This window comes from Pseudomonas sp. CROZ-RG-20F-R04-15, from assembly GCF_022662375.1.
GTDB lineage: Bacteria > Pseudomonadota > Gammaproteobacteria > Pseudomonadales > Pseudomonadaceae > Aquipseudomonas.
Genome location: NZ_JAKNQL010000001.1, coordinates 878,639 through 900,351, shown reverse-complemented (window position 1 = coordinate 900,351; position 21,713 = coordinate 878,639). Strand labels below are relative to the sequence as shown.

Here is a 21,713-nt window from a genome sequence, read left to right as displayed (position 1 = left end):
TCTGGCCGTTACCCGGTTCAATATGTAGTTGAAATCGCGTTTGAGATAGAAGGATTGCAATGACTCCGCGTACCGCCCTCGGTGCCCTGCACATTGGTGCTTTGATGTTTGGCCTGACCGGTGTGTTCGGCAAACTCGCTGCCGCCTCCCCCGCTGTGATCGTGTTCGGTCGCGCGGCTTTCGCCGTTGTCGCCCTGACGTTCTTCGCCCGTTTTGCCAGTCAACACGGCTGGCAGAAACTGCAGGCCGTGGACTGGCGGCGTCTGGCGCTCAGCGGCGTGTTGCTGGCCGGGCACTGGGTGAGTTTCTTTGTTTCGGTGAAGATCGCTGGCGTCGCCATCGCGACGTTGGGCTTTGCCAGTTTCCCGGCCTTTACGGTGATTCTTGAAGGGCTGATTTTCCGCGAACGCATCCGCGCCAATGAAATCATCCTCGTCGTTTTGGTGACGGTTGGTCTGGTGCTGGTAACCCCGGCGTTCGATCTGGCCAGCGGCGCAACCACCGGCCTGCTCTGGGCAGTTTTGTCGGGTCTGCTGTTTTCCCTGCTGTCGCTGGCCAATCGCGCCAGCTCCGGGCGAATTCCGGCGGTGCAGGCGGCGTTGTGTCAAAACGTGGTGGTGGCGCTGTGTCTGCTGCCGGTTGCAGCACCGCAACTCAGCGACGTGCGGACACTGGACTGGTTGTGGATCGGCTTGCTCGGGGTGTTCTGCACCGGCGTCGCTCATAGCCTGTTCGTCGCCAGTCTGGCGGTGATCAAGGCGCGCACGGCGGCAGTGGTATTTGCGATGGAACCGGTTTACGGCATTACCATCGCCTGGCTGCTGTTCAACGAAAACCCAACGCTACGGATGTTGATGGGCGGCGCACTGATCATCATCGCCATCGTCGTTTCCGCGCGGATGTCCGGCGGCGCCGACAAGAAAACCGTCGCCGCCGAGGCCGCGTCTCACTGAGTGCGGTCGTTGTGACCGAGGTCGCGGTCAGGATCGATCTGATCGCGAACTCGCTGCTTCAGCACCTTGGCCTCGGGAAAACCACCGTCTGCCTTGCGTTCCCATATCTGCACACCGTCGCAGGTGATGTGAAATACCCCGCCGGTGCCCGGCACCAGAGACACCTTGCCGAGGTCATCGCCAAAGGTGCTGAGCAGTTCCTGCGCCAGCCACGCGGCGCGCAGCAGCCACTGGCATTGGGTGCAATAGGTGATGACAACTTCTGCTTTTGCGACAGTCATGTTTGCTGAAACTCCTGAGACAGAGGGCGCCGCTATAATAGCCGGCTTTATCGCTTGCCCCGAGACTCACAATGCGCCGTCTGCTGTTCTGCCTGCTGCTTGGTTTCCTCCCTTTATTCGCTCACGCCAGCGTCGATACCAGTGACGCGACGCGACCGAAAGTCGGCCTCGTGCTTTCCGGCGGTGCTGCGCGCGGACTGGCACACATCGGTGTGCTCAAGGCGCTGGAAGAACAAGGCATCAAGATCGATGCGATTGCCGGCACCAGCATGGGCGCGGTGGTCGGCGGCCTGTACGCCTCGGGTTACAAGATCGATGAGCTGGAAAAGCTCGCACTGAACATCGACTGGCAAGCCGCGTTGTCCGATGCGCCACCGCGCGAAGACGTGCCGTTCCGGCGCAAACAGGATGACCGCGACTTTCTGGTCAAACAGAAACTCAGCTTCCGCGACGACGGCAGTCTCGGCCTGCCACTGGGCGTGATTCAGGGTCAGAACCTCGCGCTGCTGCTGGAAAGCCTGTTGGCCCACACCAGCGACACCCGGGATTTCGACAAACTGCCGATCCCGTTTCGCGCCGTCGCCACCGACATTTCAAATGGCGAAAAAGTGGTATTCCGCAAAGGCCACTTGCCCCAGGTGATCCGCGCGAGCATGTCGATCCCGGCGGTGTTCGCCCCGGTCGAACTCGATGGCCGGCTGTTGGTCGACGGCGGCATGACCGACAACATTCCCCTTGATGTCGCGCGGGAAATGGGCGTCGACGTGGCCATCGTCGTCGACATCGGCACACCGCTGCGCAACCGCAAGCAATTGACCACCGTGGTCGATGTACTGAACCAGTCGATCACCCTGATGACCCGCAGTAATTCCGAAGAGCAACTGGCGGCCCTGAAGCCTTCCGATGTGCTGATCCAGCCAGCGCTGGCGGCGTTCGGCGTCACCGATTTCGGCAAGGCACAGGAGATGATCGACGCCGGTTACCGCGCCACCCGAATCCTCGATGCACGCCTCGCTGTGCTTAAACCCAAAGATTCCCAGGACGCCGAACTCAATGCCGCGCGTTCGCCGGGTCAGCGCACGCCGATCATCACCGCGATCCGCGTCGAGAACGACTCGAAAGTCGATGACGATGTGATCCGTTACTACATTCGCCAGCACATCGGCGAGCCGCTGGATCTGGCGCGTTTGCATTCGGACATGGGCACCTTGTACGGCCTCGACTACTTCGAGCAGGTGCAATACCGCGTGGTGCACAAGGGCCAGGATCACACGCTGGTGATCAGCGCCCGGGGCAAACGCAGCGGCACCGATTACTTGCGGGTCGGCCTCAATCTGTCGGACGACATGCGCGGCGACAGCGCCTTCAACCTTGGCGCCAGTTATCGCATCAATGGCATCAACCGCCTCGGTGCGGAATGGCTGACCCGGGCCCAAATCGGTGACAAACAAGAGTTGTACAGCGAGTTCTATCAACCGCTGGACGTCGGTTCGCGCTACTTCGTCGCGCCGTACGCATCGTTCGAAGCGCAGAACGTCGACTCGGTGCTGGACAACGATCCGATCGCGCAGTATCGCGTCGAACGCTACGGGTTCGGCCTCAACTTCGGTCGACAGATCGGCAACAACGGCGAAGTGCGTTTCGGTGTCGGCGAGGCCTGGGGCAAGGCCGATGTGCGCATTGGCGATCAGGATCTGCCGAGTGAAAACTTCAACGAAGGCTTTTATGCGCTGAAGTATTCCTACGACTCACTGGATAACGTGTACTTCCCTCACGAGGGCAAGGACGTCAGCCTGACGCTGATGCAGTTCGAGCCGGGGCTCGGTTCGGACACGCGTTACCGACAGTGGGATCTGAAAATCGACAAAGCCATGAGCCGCGGGCCGGATACGTTGATTCTCGGCGGACGATACGGGCGCACGCTGGATGATGCCAACGTGGTGACCTCAAGCTTCCTGCTCGGCGGTGCGCGGCAGTTGTCGGGCTTCCGTGAAGACGCGATTTCCGGGCAGAACATCAGCCTGATGCGCGCGGTGTACTACCGCCGCCTGACGCCGCGCTCGTACCTGCCGCTGGACTTCCCGTTGTACGCCGGCGCCTCGCTGGAGCGTGGTCGAGCGTGGAATAACGACAATGACTTCGACAGTGGCTACATCAACGCCGCGAGCGTGTTCATTGGTTTTGACACGCCGCTGGGGCCGCTGAATTTCAGTTATGGCTTGAATGATGCGAATGAGCAGGCGGTTTATCTGAATCTGGGGCAGACCTTCTGATCCACGTTCGGAATTGATGTTGACTGACCGTCAGTCTTCGCGAGCAGGCTCGCTCCCACAATGGTTCTGCGAATACAGTTCAAATGTGGGAGCGAGCCTGCTCGCGAAAGCGATATCGGATCCACCGCAAATCGACCGGGGGGTTCAGCGAATCCCCGCCAGCAACGTCCGCGCCGTTTGTTTCAACGGTTCATCGCCTTCCTTGAGCAACTCATTGAGCAATGCAATCGCACTGTCGATGTCGCCGTCGTCAATGCACGTTTGCGCCTGTTCGAGCTTTCCGGAGTTTTCGTCGTGTACCGGCTCCGGTTCCTGCAAATCCAGCGGCTGCAACGCCAGTGACGGCTCGGCATCGGCAAACTCATTGAGAAAATCGTCATCCAGCGGTTCGGCGTCCGGTTCAGGGATCCACTCAAGCTCAGGATCTTCGCTGGACGCTTGCGGCAATTCAAAGTCCTGAGGCAGCACTTGCAGACCGGCGCCGAGCGCCGAGGTGTCAGCCGGCGGTTCAGGCGTGGCCGAGCGACTGTCTTCCAGGTCCCAGCTGGAATCCATCGACAGTTCGCCCAGATTCAGTTCGAAATCGGCTTCGGGCACCAGTTGTGCCGCGACAACAGGTGCTGCTGCCACAATCGGCGACACAGCGGCCAACGCTGCGGTGCCTCGCAATTTCGGGTGTCGGGCACGAACATCCTGCAACGTCTGGGTATCCACGCCCTGCTCACGCAAATGATTTTCCTGTTGTTCATACGCGGCGCTGTCACCCTGACGCCCCAGTACTTCAAGCAATTGCAAAGCGATGTCGGTGCGCTCCGGCTCCTTATGCAAGGCATCGCGCAATAATCCGGCGGCTTCGCCCAGTCGGCCGTACGCCAGATAGATGCCGACCGCCTCCAGCACATCGCCCGCCGCCGGTTCTTCGCGGTGATCGGCTGAGGCGCGAACACTGACCGGTTCCACAGACTCGGCTTCGGCTATGTCCGGTTCATGGCTTTGCGCCAATAGCGGTGCGTCTGATTGCAGTTGTTGTTGCCGTCGACGGTGTATGAACAACCCGGCCAATGCCCCCAGCAACAGCAACAAGCCACCGAGCAACGGCCAGTTCAAGCCTTCATCCGCGGATTCGACCGGCGTCACCACCGGTGCCGGAGCGGGTACCGGTGTTCCCACGGCCGGCGGCGGTGCTTGCTGAAGTTCGACCAGGCGTGTTTGCAGGTCAGTGATCTGCTTTTTGCCATCGGCAATCTGTACATCCTGTGTTTGCAGTTTTGCGCTCAGTTCGTCGACGCTCTTCTGCAATTGCTGATTCAGCAACACACTGGCCGCCAACTGCTCGGCCAGTGCATCGTTGGCGGGCGATGTCACTGGCGTGGGGGCTGGTGCGGTATCGCGTTTGGCTTGAGGCGCCTGCGGTGCAGCCACGGCAGGTTCGACGGTGGGAAACGCAGAGGATTGCGCACGCGGATCCGGCTCATCAGTGGCCGGTACGATACCCGGTGAACCCGGGGGATCGATCAATACCGTGTACTCACGCAGCAACCGGCCATTGGGCTGATTGAGCTGCACAAGAAAATTCACAAAGGGTTCGTTGACCGGTTTGCTCGACGTCACCCGGATCATCTGGCGATTGCCGTGCAGGATCGGGACGAACTTGAGGTCGTTGAGGAAAAACACTCGTTCGACCCCGGCCTGAGCAAACTCGTCTGCCGTGGCCAGGCTCACCGAAAGATCGTTTTGCGTCAGGCCACCGACATCGACCAGTGCGATGTCGGCCTTGAGCGGCTGGTTGAGACCTGAATGAACAGTGATATCGCCCAGCCCCAAGGCCATCGACCCGGCCGAATAGCTGAAAATGCCAGCGACCAGCAACCATTTGGCGCCACTGCGCAGTACCACGTGCCGACTTGCGAGCATGAGCATCCCTTAAATAAGCAAAACCGACTTCTATGCGTTCGCACATCCGGTACGAACACGATATTGCCCAGTAGTTCTTATAGTCGGCTCAGCGCGATCTCTCAAAGATCTGGCAGGTGGATATGCCTCAAGATTTTTCCAGGTTGCCCAGAATGTGCCCGTGAACCCGCATGCACACCTTTAAATCCGCTTCGTCGACGCCTTCGAACAATTCGTGGCGCAGTTGCGTGGCAATGGTTTCGATTTGTTCGATCAACGGCAGGGCTGGCGCGCAGAGGACGATCTTTTTCGCCCGGCGGTCTTCCATCACGGACTGGCGTTGCACCAGGCCCTGGCTTTCCAGACTATCGAGCAAGCGCGCAAGGGTCGGACCTTCGACGCCGACGCTCTGCGCCAGCTCTCGTTGGGTCGGTGCTTCTTCAAAACGCGCCAGATGCAGCAGCACCAGCCAGCGCGCCTGGGAAAGCCCCAACCCGGCGAGGCGTCGATCCAGTTCGGCACGCCAGCCACGGGACATCTGGGCCAGTTGCATGCCAAAGCGGTGTTGATCGGTTAACGGCATAAAACACTCACGGTTAGACTGAAAATAAAGAATTTCTAATTATTAGCCAGCTAAGCATGAGCTGCAGTTATAGGCAAGTGGCGGTCTGTACTGAATCGTTACATCTTGAAAGCCCCTCACCCTAGCCCTCTCCCTGAGGGAGAGGGGACTGATTGGGGGATATTTGGGAATTACGCCGACCTGGCAGATCGGCGCTGAATCCATAATCGACTCGATTTTTCAGGTCGATGTATAACGCAGGACACCTCGGTCGGCCCCCTCTCCCTCTGGGAGAGGGCTGGGCGGGCGGCGTTCCGATGAGGGGTATGGCCAAATTACATCTCGAATTCCGACTGCAGCGCAGCCCTTACGCAATACAGCACGCCTTCTGGAACACGCCCCGCAAACAATTCGGCAATTTCAGCGACCGACGGCAATTCACCCTCACCATCAAGGAACGCGTCCTGCACCTCACCCATCAATTCTTCAGGCAAATCCAGCGCCTGCTCAAGTGACAACTGCTGCTTGCCAATCGCCTCGGCAAGCATGGTGTACACATTCTTTTCCGAGCACTGCAACTGACCGGCGATCTGCAACGGCGTCATGCCCGCGCGAGCCAGGGTAATCAGTTCGTGGCGCACGTCGGCCACCGCTTTCGGCGCCTCGACTTCGCCGCCAAGCACTTCGAGGAAGGCATCGCCGTAGCGCTCCAGCTTACGCGCACCGACGCCGCTGACCCGGGCCATTTCCGCCAGCGAAGTCGGTTGGCTGCGCAGCATTTCCAGAAGCGTCGAGTCGGGAAAGATGACGTACGGCGGCACACCATGTTCTTCGGCCAGTTTGCGTCGCAGTGCGCGCAGGGCTTCCCACTGTTCGCGCTCTTCGCCGCGCACCAGCTGACTGGCCGGGCTCTTGCTGTTGCTCTTGGCGGCGACTTGCGGTTTGAGGTCGCGGCGCAGCTCCAGGCTCACTTCGCCCTTGAGCAGCGGTCGGCAACTGTCATTCAGACGCAGACCGCCATAACCTTCGTGGTCGACATCCGCCAGCCCACGCGCGACCAATTGACGGAACAGCGAGCGCCACTCGCTTTCGCTCAACGCCTTGCCGACGCCGTACACCGACAAGTGTTGATGGCCGAAACTGCGGACTTTTTCGTTTTCCTTGCCCAGCAGCACGTCAACCAGATGACCGACGCCATAACGCTGACCCGTGCGGAAAATCGCCGATAACGCCTGACGCGCCGGCTCGGTGGCGTCCCAGGTCTGCACGCCGTCGACGCAGTTATCGCAATGGCCGCACGGCTCGGGCATGTCTTCATCGAAGTACGCGAGCAGGGTCTGACGACGGCAGCGGGTTTCTTCGCACAGCGACAGCATCGCGTCGAGCTTGTGTTGCTCCAGGCGCTTGTGCCGCTCGTCGCCTTCGGAGTTCTGCAGCATCTGCTTGAGCATCACCACGTCTTGCAGACCGTAAGCCATCCACGCATCCGCCGGCAGACCGTCACGGCCGCCGCGACCGGTTTCCTGGTAATACGCCTCAAGGGATTTCGGCAGATCAAGGTGCGCGACAAAGCGCACGTTGGGCTTGTCGATACCCATGCCGAACGCCACGGTGGCGACCATGATCAGGCCTTCCTCGTTAAGGAAGCGCTTCTGATTGAAGGCACGCAGATCGTTGGGCAAACCGGCGTGATACGGCAGCGCCGGGAAGCCCTGCTCGCTGAGGAACGCTGCGACTTCCTCGACTTTCTTGCGCGACAGGCAATAAACGATGCCGGCATCGCTGCGCCGCTCGGCGAGGAACGCCAGCAACTGCTTGCGCGGCTGCTCTTTGGGCACGATGCGGTAGAAAATATTCGGACGGTCGAAGCTCGACAGGAAGCGCTCGGCATTCTGCAGATGCAGGCGGGTAACGATTTCTTCGCGGGTGCGCTTGTCGGCGGTGGCGGTCAGGGCGATGCGCGGCACGTCGGGAAACATCTCGGCCAACTGGCCCAGTTGCAGGTATTCCGGACGGAAATCGTGACCCCACTGCGATACGCAGTGCGCTTCATCGATGGCGAACAGCGCAATGTTCAGGCTTTGCAGGAACGACAGCATGCGCGGCTGCACGAGGCGCTCGGGCGCCAGATACAACATCTTCACTTCACCGCGCTTGATTCGCACAGCAAGGTCGCGCTGCTGCTCGGCGCTCAAGGTGGAGTTCAGCGCAGCAGCCGCTACACCCAGCTCTTCGAGGGTGGCAACCTGATCGTCCATCAACGCGATCAACGGCGAAACCACCACCGCCAGCCCCTCGCGCAACAGCGCCGGCACCTGGAAGCACAGGGATTTGCCACCACCGGTAGGCATCAATACCAGCGCATCACCGCCGCCGGCCACGCGCTCAATGATTGCACCCTGACGGCCACGGAAACTGTCGTAGCCGAAGATGTCCTTGAGGACGCGTTGAGCCTGTTCGAGCATAAAAACTCCAAAAATCTACCAATACATCCCTGCTCAGGCTGGTTCAGAACAGCCAGGGCTGCTTAAACAAAACGTAAGAGCGCATTGCACGACAGCCACAAGGCGGGCAGGGATCGCAAAACGCGGCAGTATACCCGAGCCCTTCCCTGCACAGGGTGCCACTGATAAGACACAGATAAACCTGCCACACATAAATCCCCTGTGGGAGCGAGCCTGCTCGCGAATACGCTGGATCAGTCGATACAAAGGTGCCTGATACGCCGCTTTCGCGAGCAGGCTCGCTCCCACACGTTTGGCATGTGGCCCGGCAATTGCGGCAAATCTGCCATGCGGCTGGCTTGAGCGCGCAAGAAGGCCTAGAATTCCCGCATTGTTTATTCCCCAAGGTAGCCCCGTAATGTCCTTCGCTGAGCAACTGACCCGCCTGCAAGTTTTCCTCGACGCCGACGAGCTGCATGACGAGGCGCTGGATTACGTGGCCGCTCACGGCTACCTCACCGCGCTGTCGATCTGCGCCGAAGACGTACCGGAGCGTGAGTGGATCGACGCCCTGTTCGCCGAAGAGCCGCACTACAGTGGTGAGGCCCAGCGCGAAGAAATCGAAGCCACCCTGATCGGCCTCAAGGCCCACATCGCCCGCCAACTGGCCTCGGATGAAGAATTCGAGCTGCCATGCGAACTGGATCTGGGCGACGAGCCGGACGATTCCGAACTGCGCGGCTGGTGCATCGGTTTCATGGAAGGCGTGTTCCTGCGTGAAGCCGCCTGGTTCGAAACTGCCGAAGAAGAAGTCAGCGAAATGCTCCTGCCGATCATGGTCGGTTCGGGCCTGTTCGACGAGCAGCCGGAATTCGAAGACATCGCCAAGGACGCCAATCTGATGGACGACATGATCGTGCAGATCCCGGAAGCCCTCACCGCGCTGTACCTGCTGTGCCAGGCGCCAGACGAAAAACCGGCCATCCTCAAGCCTCGTCACCACTAAGATCCGGCCTATGGACAACCCCATAGGCAACCGCCCCCTGATGTTGCGCTACTTCCTGCTGGCCGTCGGCTGGCTCAGCGTGGCATTGGGGGTGATCGGGATTTTCCTGCCCGTCCTTCCCACCACCCCTTTCCTTCTGCTCGCCGCGGCCTGCTTCGCGCGCAGCTCTCCGCGTTTCTATCGATGGCTGGTCGAGCATCCCCGGCTCGGGCCATGGATCCGCGACTACCTCGATGGCAACGGCATACCGCTCAAGGGCAAGGTCTATGCGATCGGGCTGATGTGGGCGAGCATTCTGTTCTCGTGTTATCTGGTGCCGTTGCCTTGGGCGCGGGGGTTCATGTTGACCAGTGCGGTGTTGGTGACGGTTTATATTTTGCGGCAGAAGACACTGCGCAAATCCTGAAACACGCCGTTAGCAGTGAGCATGTATTCACCTGTATTCATTCACAGTAGAATTTGCACCACATCGGTCCCCGCCAATATAGCCACTGCCGTAGCCTGGAATCGGTTCACATGGAGGAAAGTCTTTGAAACTGATCAGGCTCGATCTGGAAAACTACCGCTGCTTCCCCGCGCTGACACTGGAACTCAATGAACAGCTGACGCTGCTGGTTGCGCGCAACGGTCAGGGCAAGACAAGTTTGCTGGACGCTATCAAAGTGGCGTTGTGGCCCTTTGTTCGCGGATTTGATTTGGGTAACGCTCCTTTGACGGGCATTCAGCCTGACGATGTTTTTTTACGCCCCGTCGAGGCGCATCAAATGGAACCCTCTCTTCCAGCTCGCCTGACGGCTCATGCTGATTTTCAGAGTGCTGCCATTTCCTGGTCACGCAGTCGAATCAGTATTCGCAAAGGAACGAAAACCCGCAGCGACCAAGGTGCAAGGGTTTTGGAGAACAAAGCTCGTGATTTGCAAGGCTGGATCTTTCATAACGTATTAATGGACGTTACCAAACCGATCGATTTACCTGTGCTGGCCTATTACGGTACGAGTCGCCTATGGAGGGATAACACGCCTACCTCTGAACCCATCGATAACGCCGAACTTTCCAGAACCTATGGTTATCGGGACAGCCTTGACCCTGCCTCCAACTACAAGCAGTTCAGCAAATGGTACACACGAATTTTTCGTACCTATCGTGAAGAACAAATTCGCAGTCTTGAACGAGGACAAACAACGTTCGATGTTAAAGACGAGTTTTTGAATCCAGTCAAAGCAGTTCAGAACACAGTCAACTCGATGCTTGAATCACAAACTGGATGGAGAAATCTTGCCTACAGTAGTGAGTTTGCAGATTTGGTGTTGGAGCATCCAATACATGGCGTGCTGAAAGTCAGCCAACTCAGCGACGGTATTCGCAACATAGTTGCCTTGGCAGCCGATATTGCCTATCGCTGCGTAAAGCTGAATCCTCACTTCGGCAGCACCGCGCCACGCCAATGCATGGGAGTGGTGCTGATCGATGAAGTCGATATGCACCTTCATCCTGCTTGGCAGCAAACGGTCATACCCGATCTGCTCGGCGCCTTTCCGAACATCCAGTTCGTCGTCACCACACATAGCCCGCAAGTAATTACCTCCGTTCAGGCAACGTGTATCCGTGTGCTGCATACAGTGACTGACGACAATTGCCGTCACGTTAGAATAAGTAATGTCGATCAACAAACTCAGGGCGTCACCAGTTCTCAGGTTCTGGCATACATCATGGGTATTGACCCCACACCAGACAATGAACCCTCTCGCAAATTGAGCGAATATAAAGCCTTGATTCAGCAAGATCTGCATGAGTCGGACCAAGGACTGTCATTGCGAAAATATCTGGACACGCACTTTGAGACACAACACCCCGTCATGCTTGACTGTGATCGGTTGATTCGCCTTGAAACATTCAAACGCAAACAACTGACACAACAAAAATAAGGAAGTCGGGCGAATGCGAAAACTGATTCGAACTGCTACTCCAAACTGTCTTGCTGGATATAGGCATGGATTACATCGATGGGTTGATGTGACACACGCAGATAGAGACCAAATCCGCCAGTGCCTTCAAGCGATGCAAGATACTCGTTGCGCCTACTGTGAAGCGGATATCAGCGTGCCAGGACTTTCGCATATCGAGCACTTTCGACAAAGACGCAGTTATCCGCAGGGCACCTTCGAATGGACCAATCTATTCCACTCATGTTGTAGGGAGGAAGCCTGCGGAAAATTCAAAGACAATTGCCCGCCCTATGATCACAGAGACCTGCTCAAACCTGACGAAGATGATCCGGATGGCTATTTACTTTTTGTCAGCGACGGCACAATCAGCCCTCTTGCCAACCTCGATGTTCGAGCACGGACGCGTGCCGTCGAGACGTTACGTTTATTCAATCTTGACGCACAAAACGGCGCCCTGCGTGCCATAAGACGAGAGGCTATTCGCCCGCATCTGCAGACTGTCCAGGAGCTGATGGCTATAGCCGATGATTTTTCGCCGGACGACTTTCTAGCGTTTCTGGAAGGCGAAATTCAGAACACCGCACATCTGCCATTCTCTACAGCTATCCGACACACCCTGTCGAAATCTCAGGCTGTTTAAAAGACACCTCCAGACACGCCTTACAGGCTACACACCCTTGCGCCTTTGCCTATAGCTACGCCAGAATCCGCCGGCTTGTGCGCCTTGGGCTCGGGTTTTATTGTGGGTCGGTCGCTGACGAATCAGCGATCGGGTTCAGCGATCCGACACACTACAGACGCAACAATCCCCGGTCTCAATTGCAGCTTTGTCTATCTGCACTTGGCGTCATGGTGGCTGTGCGTGGGAGACCTTCGGGTCTACCCGGGGTTTCTGTGACCCGGATCGCTAACCTGCGTACAGCCGCTACCTTGAGTTGTTTAGCGATGAGCCGTGGCGGCCAAATCAACCACGCAGTCTCACTATGATCAAACCAACACCCAACCCACCCGAAACCGACCTCGCCTCCCCCTACGAATCCCTCGATTCAAAAAAGCTCAACGACGCCGCCGAGCGCGCCCTCGACCACTATCTCTGCCCACCCGGCTCCACGCCACCACCCCGCAAAACCCGCCGGATGTACGCCGTCACCGCCGACTTCAAAAACGAAGAACTGCTGGCCGATGCCAGCGAAACTCTCGCCTCGGCCAGAACCATCGCCCATGACTTCGCCCATCTCGTACCGGTGTCGCAGCGCAGGATGCTGCTGGGTATTGCGCAACTGATCATGCTGGGTGAACTGGCGGTGAATCGGGTGATGAATAATCTGGAGTTGCCGGGTTGATGCAGGCGTGATCAACCGCTGAGTTATTCGGCGTCAGATCTGGCGCTTTCGCGAGCAGGCTCGCTCCCACAGTTAACCGCACTACAATGCGGGAGCGAGCCTGCTCGCGAAGGGGCCAGAATGAGCAACGCCATACTATCAGGCAGAAAAAACCCGCCGCCCCGGTTGAACGGGACGGCGGGTTTTGTCGTTTCAGGCGTCGCTTACACCGTATCCACCTTCAACGAATGATCATTCAGCATCCCGCTGATGATCGTCGCCGTGTCATGCCCACCGGCAACCACGCCGCCCGCCCCTGGCGTCACGCCGTAGTGACTGGCGAGGTTGACGCCGGCCAGATCAATCGTCTGGTTCGGCGTGGCACCGGCCATGGCGCTGACGTCGATGCTGGTGAGCACCGAGGCGCCGCTGCCGGTGACGGTGAAGTGCAGGTAGTCATCCAGCGAGGCGGTGGTGCCGTTTTCACCCTGCAGCAGTTGCGACAGGTCGAGCTTGTCGGTGCCGGGAGTGAAGTCGGTAATCAGGTCGTGGCCGCTGTTGCCCTTGAGCCACTGGAAGGTGTCGGCCCCTGAGCCACCGGTCATGGTGTTGTTACCCATGCCGCCAATCAGCAGGTCATCACCGCCGCCACCGTTGAGGATGTCGTTACCCAGGCCACCGTTGATCACGTTGTTATTGTTGTCGCCGGTGAGGGTGTCGTTGAAGTTCGAGCCGACGAGGTTTTCGATGCCGGTCAGCGTGTCTGTGCCAGCGCCGATGGTGTTTTGCGCACCGAGCAGGCCGAGGTTGACCGTCACTCCGGCCGTGGCGTGGGCGTAGCTGGCGGTGTCGATGCCAGTGCCGCCGTCGAGCAGGTCATTGCCCGGGCCGCTGTAGAGCAAGTCGTTGCCGGCGCCGCCGTGCAGTTCGTTGTTGCCGGAGCCCGCGGTGAGCACATCATTGCCATCGCCACCGTTGAGGATGTTGTCACCGGTGCCGGCCACAAGAATGTCATCCCCCGAGGTGCCAGTGAGGGTGTGCCCGTCCTGATAGCTGATGGTCACGTTGGCCGTGTCGCTGCCGCCATGGTTGTCGTTGGCGGTGTAAGTGCCGTGGAAGTCCGGGGTGACGTCGTGCGCCCCGGCATAGTTGACCGTCATGGTCAGTTGATAGTTTTCCGCCGCGTTGGTGTTGCTGCCGCTGGTGTTGGTGATGTTGGTCACGTGAATCTGATAGGTGCCGTCGGCGCTGGCGGTGATGGTGCCGCCGTCGGCAATGGTGACGAACGCGCCGCCATTGAGCGAGTACTCCATGGTGATGTGCCCGGCTGCCAGGTTGTGATCCAGGTTAAGCGTTTCGCCCTGTTTCAGTTTGACCGTGATCAGGTCTTCATCGTTGGCATTGGCGTTGGTTACCGCGCCGAGGTAGCCGCTGACCACCAGCACGGCGGTCATCGCTGCCGTGTTGGCCGCGAAGGCATTGCGCACATCGGCCAGGGTCTGGTTGGCGGCGGTGTTGCCGGTGCCGGCAAAGTTGATTGCACCAGTGCCGCTGAAGTCCGCGCCTTTCGCTGCCCAACCGGTGTTGAAGGTGGTTGGCGTGGCGTTGAGCGTATCGCCATTCGGATCGGTGTCGTTGGCCAGTAGCAGCTCGCCCGGCACCACAATGTTGCTCGACAGCACGTTGGTGATGACGTGGTCGTCGACCGCTACCGGAGGCGCATTGGGGATTACTTTTACCGTCAGCGTCGAGCTGGCGAGGTCGCCGTCGTTGTCGCTGACGGTGAAACCGATGTTCTCGGTGATGACCACCGCCGTGGTTTTCTGCGAGGTGTAGGTGTAGTCGCCAGTGTCGAGGTTGATCACCAGCGTGCCGCTGTTGTTGGTGGCGATGCTCAACGTGTTGTTGGCGGTGTTGAAGGTGCCGTGATTGGTGCCGCCACTTGGCGTCAACGAGCCTTGGCCGCTGAGCGCTTTCGGGTCGTAGGTGTAGGTGGTGCCGTCGACCACGATGGATTTGATGAAGCCGCTATCAGCGCCGAAAGTGCCGCCCTCGCCCAGCAATGAACCGGTGACTGGCGCGCCCTGCACAGTGCCCGACAGCACCGAGTTGAGCTGGTTGAGATCGGTGACCACCACCGCGTTGGTGTTGGTGTGGCTGATGCCGTCATACGCCAGCGGATCGAGGTTGGCGTTGCTCACGCCGCTGCCGAGGCCGATCGCGTAGTTCTTGATGTTGTTGGCATCGAGGAAGGCCTTGAGCGTGGCTTCGTCGCTGGTGCCGATATCCTGGCCATTGGTCGGTTTGCCATCGGAGAAGAAGTAGCCGACGTTCTGCGCCCCGGTGAGTTTGCCCGCGGTGTTGAACGCGTTGTACATGGTCGCGACAGCGGCATCGTAATTAGTGCCGCCACCGGCGTTGAGGCCGGCGAGCAGGGTCTTGGCGGTGGCGACATCGACCCACACCGAAGTGCGGTCAGTGGCGCTGCTGCTGAAGGTCACCAGTTGCACTTTTACATCGCCGAGGTCGTCGTACTTGTCGAGCAAGGCACTGATCGCCTGCTTGGCCAGGTCCAGCCGCGACAGGCCCGGTACGCCGGAGGCGTCGGCCATACTGCCGGAAATATCGAGGACGATAAGGATGTTGGAATCGATCTCCACCGCCGCCACCGAACGATCCGACGCCACCGCTTTTGGTACGTCATCGACGATGTTGACCACGAGGGTGCTGGTGGTGCTGTTGCCCAGTGCGTCAGTGGCTTTGTAAGTGAAACTTTCGCTCAGCGTGTTCGCGCCGTCGTTGGCGCTCGGCGAGGTTTTCGGCGCCGAGGTCAGCGTGTAGGTGTAGGTGCCGTCGGCGTTGAGCTGAATCTGCCCATAGCTGCCGGTGGCGCTGCCGACCAGCGTGTAAGTGATCGCGCCCGTGCCGCCGGTGACTGCGCCGACCAGCGTGCCGGTCGCGGTTTCGCCGGTGTTGGTGGGGTCGCTGCCGGTAACCGTACCGGCGGCCAGATCCTGGCCGTCCTTGGTCAGGTCGAGGGCTTTTTCATACACCGTCACGTCCTGATCGACCGACGCTACCAACTTGCTGTCGGCAACGTTGATGGTGATGGTCGTGGTGCTTTCATCGCCATCGCCATCGCGGATGGTGTAGGTGAAGGTGTCGGTGGCGCCCGGTGGGCTCACCGAGTTCGGGTTGCTGTGATAGACGGCATTGCCCGCCGCATCGAGGGTCAGGTAACCGAAGTTGCCATTGATGTTGCTGTTGAGGCCGCCGATGGCTGAAGTGCCGGTGTTGCTGCCGGCGCGCACGCCGACCACCGCCCCACCCGCTGCGGCACCATCGGCGCCGGTGACGTCGTTACCGAGCACGCTGATGTTGACCGTACCGCCCTCCGCCACCGAGCCGGTGTCGGCTTTGGCGGTCGGCAGGTCATCGATGATGTTGACGTTGATCTGGCCGTTGGCAGTGCTGCCATCGGTGTCGGTGGCCACCACGTTGAAGTTCTCGGTGAGGCTGTTGGCGCCGTTGGCGTTCGGGTGAGTTTCGTTGTCGACCAGGGTGTAGCTGTAGCTGACGACATCGGTTGCCGGGTTGTAACCGGTGATGGTGAAGGTGCTGCCCAGCGGCGAAACCACCGATTGCGGGAAACCTGCGGCGACGCCATTGGTGACCACGGCAATGCCGCCGACGGTCAGGGTCTGCAGGCCATCGAGCGCCGTGACGGTGAAGGTGCCGCTCTGGGTCAGCGCCGGGATGTTCGGATTGCTGCCGTCGCTGAGGTTTTTCTCGTAGACGGTGAGCTCACCGCCATTGACGTCGAGACCGTTGAGTACCACCGGATCGTCGTTGTTGTGGATGTTCAGCACCAGGTTGGCGGTGCTGGTATCGCCGTCGGCATCGGTCAGGGTGTAGGTGAACGTCTCGGTGCCATTGCCGCCGCCGTGCAGGTTTTTGAAGTCGGCATCGTTGGGGTTCAGGGTGTAGGTGTACGTGCCGTTGGCGTTGAGCACCAGCGTGCCGTAAGTCCCGGTGAACGTACCGGCGGTGATCGGCCCGGCATTCGGTCCGGTCGCGACCACATCAGCGCCTTGCACATCGTTGGTCAGCACGTTACCAGTCAGGGTCAGCTGGGTTTCCGAGGCGCTGTTGGCGTTGCTGTCATTCACGGCTTTCGGCACATCATCGACGATGCTGACGACGATGGTGCTGGTGACGATGTTGCCCAGCGAGTCAGTGGCCTGATAGGTAAAGGTTTCGGTCAGGGTGTTGGCGCCATCGTCGGCATGTGGCGTGGTGCTGGCCGGTGAGGTCAGTGTGTAGGTGTAAGTACCGTTGGGGTTGAGGACGATCTGCCCGTAGTTGCCGGTGGCACTGCCAACCAGCGCGTAGCTGATCGCGCCGACCGCGCCGGTGACCGAGCCGACCAGGGTGCCGGACGCGGTTTCACCGGTGCTGGTCGGATCGCTGCCGGTGACCGTACCGGGCGCCAGATCAGCGCCGTCCTTGGTCAGGTCCAGCGCTTTCTCGTACACGGTGACGTCGGTGTCGCTGGTCGCGTACAGCTTGCTGTTGGCGACATCGATGGTGATGGTGGTGGTGCTTTCATCACCGTCGGAATCGCGCACGGTGTAGGTGAACACATCCACCGCGCCCGGGCCGTTCACCGCATTCGGATTGCTGTGGTAGACCGCGTTGCCGTTGGCGTCCAGGGTCAGGTAGCCGTAGGTGCCGTTGATGTTGCTGTTGAGGCCGCCGATGGCCGACGTCGAGGTATCGGCGCCGGCGCGCACGCCGACCACGGCACCGGTAACAGCCGGACCGTCAGCGCCGCCGATATCGTTGTCCAGGACATTGCCGCTGACGGTGCCGCCCTCGGCCACCGACGCAGCGTCAGGATGGGCGCTGGGCAAATCATCGACGATATTGACGTTGATCTGGCCGTTGGCGGTGCTGCCATCGGTGTCAGTGGCGACGACGTTGAAGTTCTCTGTGATGCTGTTGGCGCCGTTGGCGTTCGGATGGGTTTCGTTATTGACCAGGGTGTAGCTGTAACTCACAACACCCGTGGCCGGGTCGTAACCGGTGATGGTCAACGTGCTGCCGAGCGGCGTGACGACCGATTGCGGGAAGCCTGCCGCCACGCCACCGGTGACCACATTGATGCCACCCACGGTCAGGGTTTGCAGACCGTCGAGGGCGGTGACGGTGAAGGTGCCGCTCTGGGTCAGCGCCGGTGTATCTGGAGCGGTACCGTCGCTGAGGTTTTTCTCGTAGACAGTGAGTTCGCCACCGTTGACGTCGAGACCGTTGATGATCACCGGATCGTCGTTGTTGTGGATCTGCAGGACGAGGTTGGCGGTGCTGGTGTCGCCGTCCGAGTCGGTAATGGTGTAGGCAAACGTCTCGGTGCCGTTGCCGCCGCCGTGCAGGTTTTTGAAGTCGGCATCGTTGGTGTTGAGCGTATAGGTGTAAGTGCCGTTGGCGTTCAGCACCAAGGTGCCGTAAGTCCCGGTGAACGTGCCAGGAGTTACCGGCCCGGTCGGCACGCGATCGGCGCCTTGCACGTCGTTGGTCAGGACGTTGCCGGTCAGGGTCAGCAGAGTTTCTGAAGCGGTGCCTGTGTTGCTGTCATCCACAGCTTTTGGCAAGTCATCGACGATGTTCACGTCGAGAGTGGCATTGGCGGTGGTGCCGTTGTCATCGACCACGGTAACGGCAAATTGCTCTGGCAGATTGTTCGCGCCGTTGGCGGTTGGATGGGCTTCGTTGTCGACCAGGGTGTAGCTGTAACTGACCACGCCGGTGGTGGCGTTGAAACCGGTGATGGTCAGGGTGCTGCCCAACGGAGTGGTGACCGATTGCGGGAATCCGGCGGCCACGCCGTTGGTGACCACGGCGATGCCGCCAACAGTCAGCGTCGTCACGCCATCGAGAGCAGTGATGGTGAAGGTGCCGCTCTGCGTCAATGCAGTGGAATCCGGTGCGCTGCCGTCGCTGAGGTTTTTCTCGTAAACGGTGAGTTCGCCGCCATTCACATCGAGACCGTTGATGATCACCGGATCGTCGTTGTTGTGGATCTGCAGGACGAGGTTGGCGGTGCTGCTATCGCCGTCGGAATCGGTGATGGTGTAGGCGAACGTTTCCGTGCCATTGCCGCCACCGTGCAGATTTTTGAAATCCGCATCGTTGGTGTTGAGCGTGTAGGTGTAAGTGCCATTGGCGTTGAGCACCAAGGTGCCGTAAGTCCCGGTGAAAGTGCCAGGAGTGACCGGACCTGTTGGCACACGGTCGGCGCCCTGCACATCGTTGGTCAGAACGTTGCCGGTCAAAGTCAGCAAGGTTTCTGATGCGGTGCCGGTGTTGCTGTCATCCACGGCTTTGGGCAGATCATCGACGATGTTCACGTCCAGCGAGGCATTGGCGGTGGTGCCGTTGTCATCGACCACGGTCACGGCGAACTGCTCATTGAGCGTATTCGCGCCGTTAGCGGTTGGATGGGCGTCGTTGTGATCGAGCGTGTAGCTGTAGCTCACGACGCCAGTCGTGGCGTTGAAACCGGTAATCGTCAGTGTGCTGCCCATCGGTGTGGTAATCGATTGCGGGAAGCCTGCCGCTACGCCGTTGGTGACGACGGCAATACCGCCGACGGTTAACGTCGTTACACCGTCCAGCGCGGTGATGGTGAACGTGCCGTTTTGGGTCAGCGCGCTGGAGTCCGGCGCGCTGCCGTCGCTGAGGTTTTTCTCGTAAACGGTGAGTTCGCCGCCATTGACGTCGAGACCGTTGATGATCACCGGATCGTCGTTGTTGTGGATCTGCAGGACGAGGTTGGCGGTGCTGGTATCGCCGTCGGAATCGGTGATGGTGTAGGCGAAGGTTTCCGTGCCGTTGCCGCCGCCGTGGAGGTTTTTGAAGTCGGCATCGTTGGTGTTGAGCGTATAGGTGTAAGTGCCGTTGGCGTTCAGCACCAAGGTGCCGTAAGTCCCGGTGAACGTGCCAGGAGTTACCGGCCCGGTCGGCACGCGATCGGCGCCTTGCACGTCGTTGGTCAGGACGTTGCCGGTCAGGGTCAGCAGAGTTTCTGAAGCGGTGCCTGTGTTGCTGTCATCCACAGCTTTTGGCAAGTCATCGACGATGTTCACGTCGAGAGTGGCATTGGCGGTGGTGCCGTTGTCATCGACCACGGTAACGGCAAATTGCTCGGGCAGATTGTTCGCGCCGTTGGCGGTTGGATGGGCTTCGTTGTCGACCAGGGTGTAGCTGTAACTGACCACGCCGGTGGTGGCGTTGAAACCGGTGATGGTCAGGGTGCTGCCCAACGGAGTGGTGACCGATTGCGGGAATCCGGCGGCCACGCCGTTGGTGACCACGGCGATGCCGCCGACGGTTAACGTCGTTACACCGTCCAGCGCGGTGATGGTGAACGTGCCGTTCTGGGTCAGCGCCGTGGCATCCGGTGCACTGCCGTCGCCGAGGTTTTTTTCGTAGACCGTCAGCTCGCCGCCCTCGACGTTCAAACCGTTGATGACCACCGGATCGTCGTTGTTGTGGATCTGCAGCACCAGGTTCGCGGTGCTGCTATCGCCGTCCGAATCGGTGATGGTGTAGGCGAACGTTTCCGTGCCATTGCCGCCACCGTGCAGATTTTTGAAATCCGCGTCGTTGGTGTTGAGCGTGTAGGTGTAAGTGCCGTTGGCGTTGAGCACCAGCGTGCCGTACGTGCCAGTGAAAGTGCCCGGGGTGACAGGGCCGGTGGCAACCCGGTCAGCGCCTTGCACGTCGTTGGTCAGCACATTGCCAGTCAGCGTCAGCAGGGTTTCCGAAGCGGTCGAGGCGTTGCTGTCATCCAGCGCTTTGGGCACGTCGTCGGTGATATTGACGTCCAGCGTGCCGGTCGCGGTGTCGCCATTGCTGTCGCCAGCGATCACGGTGAACTGTTCACTGAGATTGTTCGCGCCGTCGCCGGCCGCGTGGCTTTCGTTGCCGTTGAGGATGTAGCTGTAAGTGACCACGCCAGTCGCCGGGTTGTAGCCGGTGATGGTCAGGGTGTTGCCCAGCTGCGTGGTGATCGATTGCGGGAACCCGACCGCTACGCCGCCGTTGATCAGGTTGATGCCGCCGACATTCAGGCTGGTCAAACCGTCCGGTGCCGTGACAGTGAAGCTGCCACTTTGGGTCAGTGCGCCAGGGTTGGCGGCAGAGCCGTCCGGCAGATTGGCTTCGTTGAGGGTCAACTCGCCCCCCGGCACGGCCAGGCCCGTCAGGGTCACGATGTTATTGACGGGAGGCGGCACGATCGCCGCCGGAGTGCCGTTGTCGACGACAGCGTTGTGGCGTTCTTCAGGGAACTCGGGAATACCGCCGAAGCCGGCAGTGGGGAAACCGATGATCGGGTCGACCCGTCCGCCCACCTCGGTCAGCAGTACAAAACTATGCCCGCCACCCGCCTCTCCCGGCGCACCGCCTGGAGCGTTGGGACCAGCAGCGGTGGCTTCAGCGGTTTTGCTCGGGTCATCACCGGCGGCGATGGCTTTCTGGATTTGCTCAACGTCAGTCAGTTGCGCTTCGCTCGGGGTCACCGCCTCGGCGACATTCACGTGGGCCGCTTGATCGGCGAGCAATTGCCCGGTCATGGTCAGGCTGCTGTCGCGTCCGAGGGTCAGTTCCTGGCCGTTTTGCAGATGAACGGCGACGGCGCCTTCTGCGCCGGTGATCAGTTGGTCGCCTGCATACAGGCGATCGCCTTCCACCAGTGCGCGTTTGGTACCGTCAGTTGCCTGAGCGAAAACCTGGCCAATGACTTTAGTGACTGTGCCGATGAGCGTTGCCATGTGAAATCCTCCGCTGCCGACCACCGTCGGCACTGGTAAGCGAAGCAGCCCATGGCTCAATCGGGTTGTCGCAGGCGACGCTCGCACCTTCGACAGTTCGTTTCGCGGGTGGCCTCTAAAGGAAACTTCCGTGCTTTCAAGCACTTCCGAACCCTGATCAAGGCAGCATGCCCACTAACGCTACGTAACGGTGGTGAAT

At 59.8% G+C, this 21,713-nt stretch carries 12 protein-coding genes; 7 read left to right on the top strand and 5 right to left on the bottom strand.

The annotated features are described in order from the left end of the window. Nucleotides 1-59 precede the first annotated feature (59 nt). Nucleotides 60-953 carry a DMT family transporter gene (locus tag L8H52_RS04090; protein ID WP_242204394.1) on the top strand — a complete coding sequence of 298 codons (894 nt, stop codon included), beginning with the start codon at nt 60-62 and terminating at the stop codon, nt 951-953. Here L8H52_RS04090 and L8H52_RS04085 read toward each other — a convergent pair. Next, nucleotides 947-1,234, bottom strand: a complete 288-nt coding sequence (locus L8H52_RS04085; protein ID WP_093442622.1) for a SelT/SelW/SelH family protein — start codon at nt 1,232-1,234, stop codon at nt 947-949. The genes L8H52_RS04090 and L8H52_RS04085 overlap by 7 nt on opposite strands. A 71-nt stretch (nt 1,235-1,305) precedes the next feature. Between L8H52_RS04085 and L8H52_RS04080 the strand changes: the two genes are divergently transcribed. Further along, nucleotides 1,306-3,507: a patatin-like phospholipase family protein gene (locus tag L8H52_RS04080; protein ID WP_242204397.1), complete on the top strand. Its 2,202-nt coding sequence runs from the start codon at nt 1,306-1,308 to the stop codon at nt 3,505-3,507. A gap of 144 nt (nt 3,508-3,651) precedes the next feature. Here L8H52_RS04080 and L8H52_RS04075 read toward each other — a convergent pair whose 3' ends face one another. The 3 genes from L8H52_RS04075 to recQ all read right to left on the bottom strand — a co-directional run bounded on the left by L8H52_RS04075 (nt 3,652) and on the right by recQ (nt 8,427). Next, on the bottom strand, nt 3,652-5,421 hold the full coding sequence (locus tag L8H52_RS04075; protein WP_242204398.1) for a FimV/HubP family polar landmark protein: 1,770 nt from the start codon (nt 5,419-5,421) through the stop codon (nt 3,652-3,654). Between the two features lie 127 nt (nt 5,422-5,548). Then, nucleotides 5,549-5,983 (bottom strand): MarR family transcriptional regulator, encoded by a 435-nt coding sequence (locus tag L8H52_RS04070; RefSeq protein WP_016984207.1) that lies wholly within the window; start codon nt 5,981-5,983, stop codon nt 5,549-5,551. 314 nt (nt 5,984-6,297) lie between these two features. Next, nucleotides 6,298-8,427 carry a DNA helicase RecQ gene (gene recQ / locus L8H52_RS04065; RefSeq protein ID WP_242204400.1) on the bottom strand — a complete coding sequence of 710 codons (2,130 nt, stop codon included), beginning with the start codon at nt 8,425-8,427 and terminating at the stop codon, nt 6,298-6,300. A gap of 397 nt (nt 8,428-8,824) precedes the next feature. Here recQ and L8H52_RS04060 point away from each other — a divergent pair, with 397 nt between their 5' ends. The 5 genes from L8H52_RS04060 to L8H52_RS04040 all read left to right on the top strand — a co-directional run bounded on the left by L8H52_RS04060 (nt 8,825) and on the right by L8H52_RS04040 (nt 12,701). Next, nucleotides 8,825-9,412 (top strand): YecA family protein, encoded by a 588-nt coding sequence (locus L8H52_RS04060; protein WP_242204403.1) that lies wholly within the window; start codon nt 8,825-8,827, stop codon nt 9,410-9,412. Nucleotides 9,413-9,422: 10 nt separating this feature from the next. Continuing rightward, a complete protein-coding gene (locus L8H52_RS04055; RefSeq protein WP_242204405.1) occupies nt 9,423-9,818 on the top strand; it encodes a YbaN family protein in 396 nt (131 codons plus the stop codon). A gap of 124 nt (nt 9,819-9,942) precedes the next feature. Continuing rightward, entirely contained in the window at nt 9,943-11,337 is a 1,395-nt protein-coding gene (locus L8H52_RS04050; RefSeq protein WP_242204407.1) for an AAA family ATPase, read from the top strand. A gap of 13 nt (nt 11,338-11,350) precedes the next feature. Continuing rightward, entirely contained in the window at nt 11,351-11,998 is a 648-nt protein-coding gene (ptuB, locus tag L8H52_RS04045; RefSeq protein WP_242204409.1) for a retron Ec78 anti-phage system effector HNH endonuclease PtuB, read from the top strand. Between the two features lie 343 nt (nt 11,999-12,341). Next, nucleotides 12,342-12,701: a hypothetical protein gene (locus tag L8H52_RS04040; protein WP_242204411.1), complete on the top strand. Its 360-nt coding sequence runs from the start codon at nt 12,342-12,344 to the stop codon at nt 12,699-12,701. 203 nt (nt 12,702-12,904) lie between these two features. Here L8H52_RS04040 and L8H52_RS04035 read toward each other — a convergent pair whose 3' ends face one another. Then, nucleotides 12,905-21,514: a retention module-containing protein gene (locus tag L8H52_RS04035; RefSeq protein ID WP_242204413.1), complete on the bottom strand. Its 8,610-nt coding sequence runs from the start codon at nt 21,512-21,514 to the stop codon at nt 12,905-12,907. Between the last annotated feature and the right edge of the window lie 199 nt (nt 21,515-21,713).

Excerpts from the sequence above, each read along its gene's own strand:
- L8H52_RS04090 (WP_242204394.1), top strand. The coding sequence starts at position 60 with ATGACTCCGCGTACCGCCCTCGGTGCCCTGCACATTGGTGCTTTGATG.
- L8H52_RS04085 (WP_093442622.1), bottom strand. The coding sequence starts at position 1,234 with ATGACTGTCGCAAAAGCAGAAGTTGTCATCACCTATTGCACCCAATGC.
- L8H52_RS04080 (WP_242204397.1), top strand. The coding sequence starts at position 1,306 with ATGCGCCGTCTGCTGTTCTGCCTGCTGCTTGGTTTCCTCCCTTTATTC.
- L8H52_RS04075 (WP_242204398.1), bottom strand. The coding sequence starts at position 5,421 with ATGCTCGCAAGTCGGCACGTGGTACTGCGCAGTGGCGCCAAATGGTTG.
- L8H52_RS04070 (WP_016984207.1), bottom strand. The coding sequence starts at position 5,983 with ATGCCGTTAACCGATCAACACCGCTTTGGCATGCAACTGGCCCAGATG.
- recQ (WP_242204400.1), bottom strand. The coding sequence starts at position 8,427 with ATGCTCGAACAGGCTCAACGCGTCCTCAAGGACATCTTCGGCTACGAC.
- L8H52_RS04060 (WP_242204403.1), top strand. The coding sequence starts at position 8,825 with ATGTCCTTCGCTGAGCAACTGACCCGCCTGCAAGTTTTCCTCGACGCC.
- L8H52_RS04055 (WP_242204405.1), top strand. The coding sequence starts at position 9,423 with ATGGACAACCCCATAGGCAACCGCCCCCTGATGTTGCGCTACTTCCTG.
- ptuB (WP_242204409.1), top strand. The coding sequence starts at position 11,351 with ATGCGAAAACTGATTCGAACTGCTACTCCAAACTGTCTTGCTGGATAT.
- L8H52_RS04040 (WP_242204411.1), top strand. The coding sequence starts at position 12,342 with ATGATCAAACCAACACCCAACCCACCCGAAACCGACCTCGCCTCCCCC.
- L8H52_RS04035 (WP_242204413.1), bottom strand. The coding sequence starts at position 21,514 with ATGGCAACGCTCATCGGCACAGTCACTAAAGTCATTGGCCAGGTTTTC.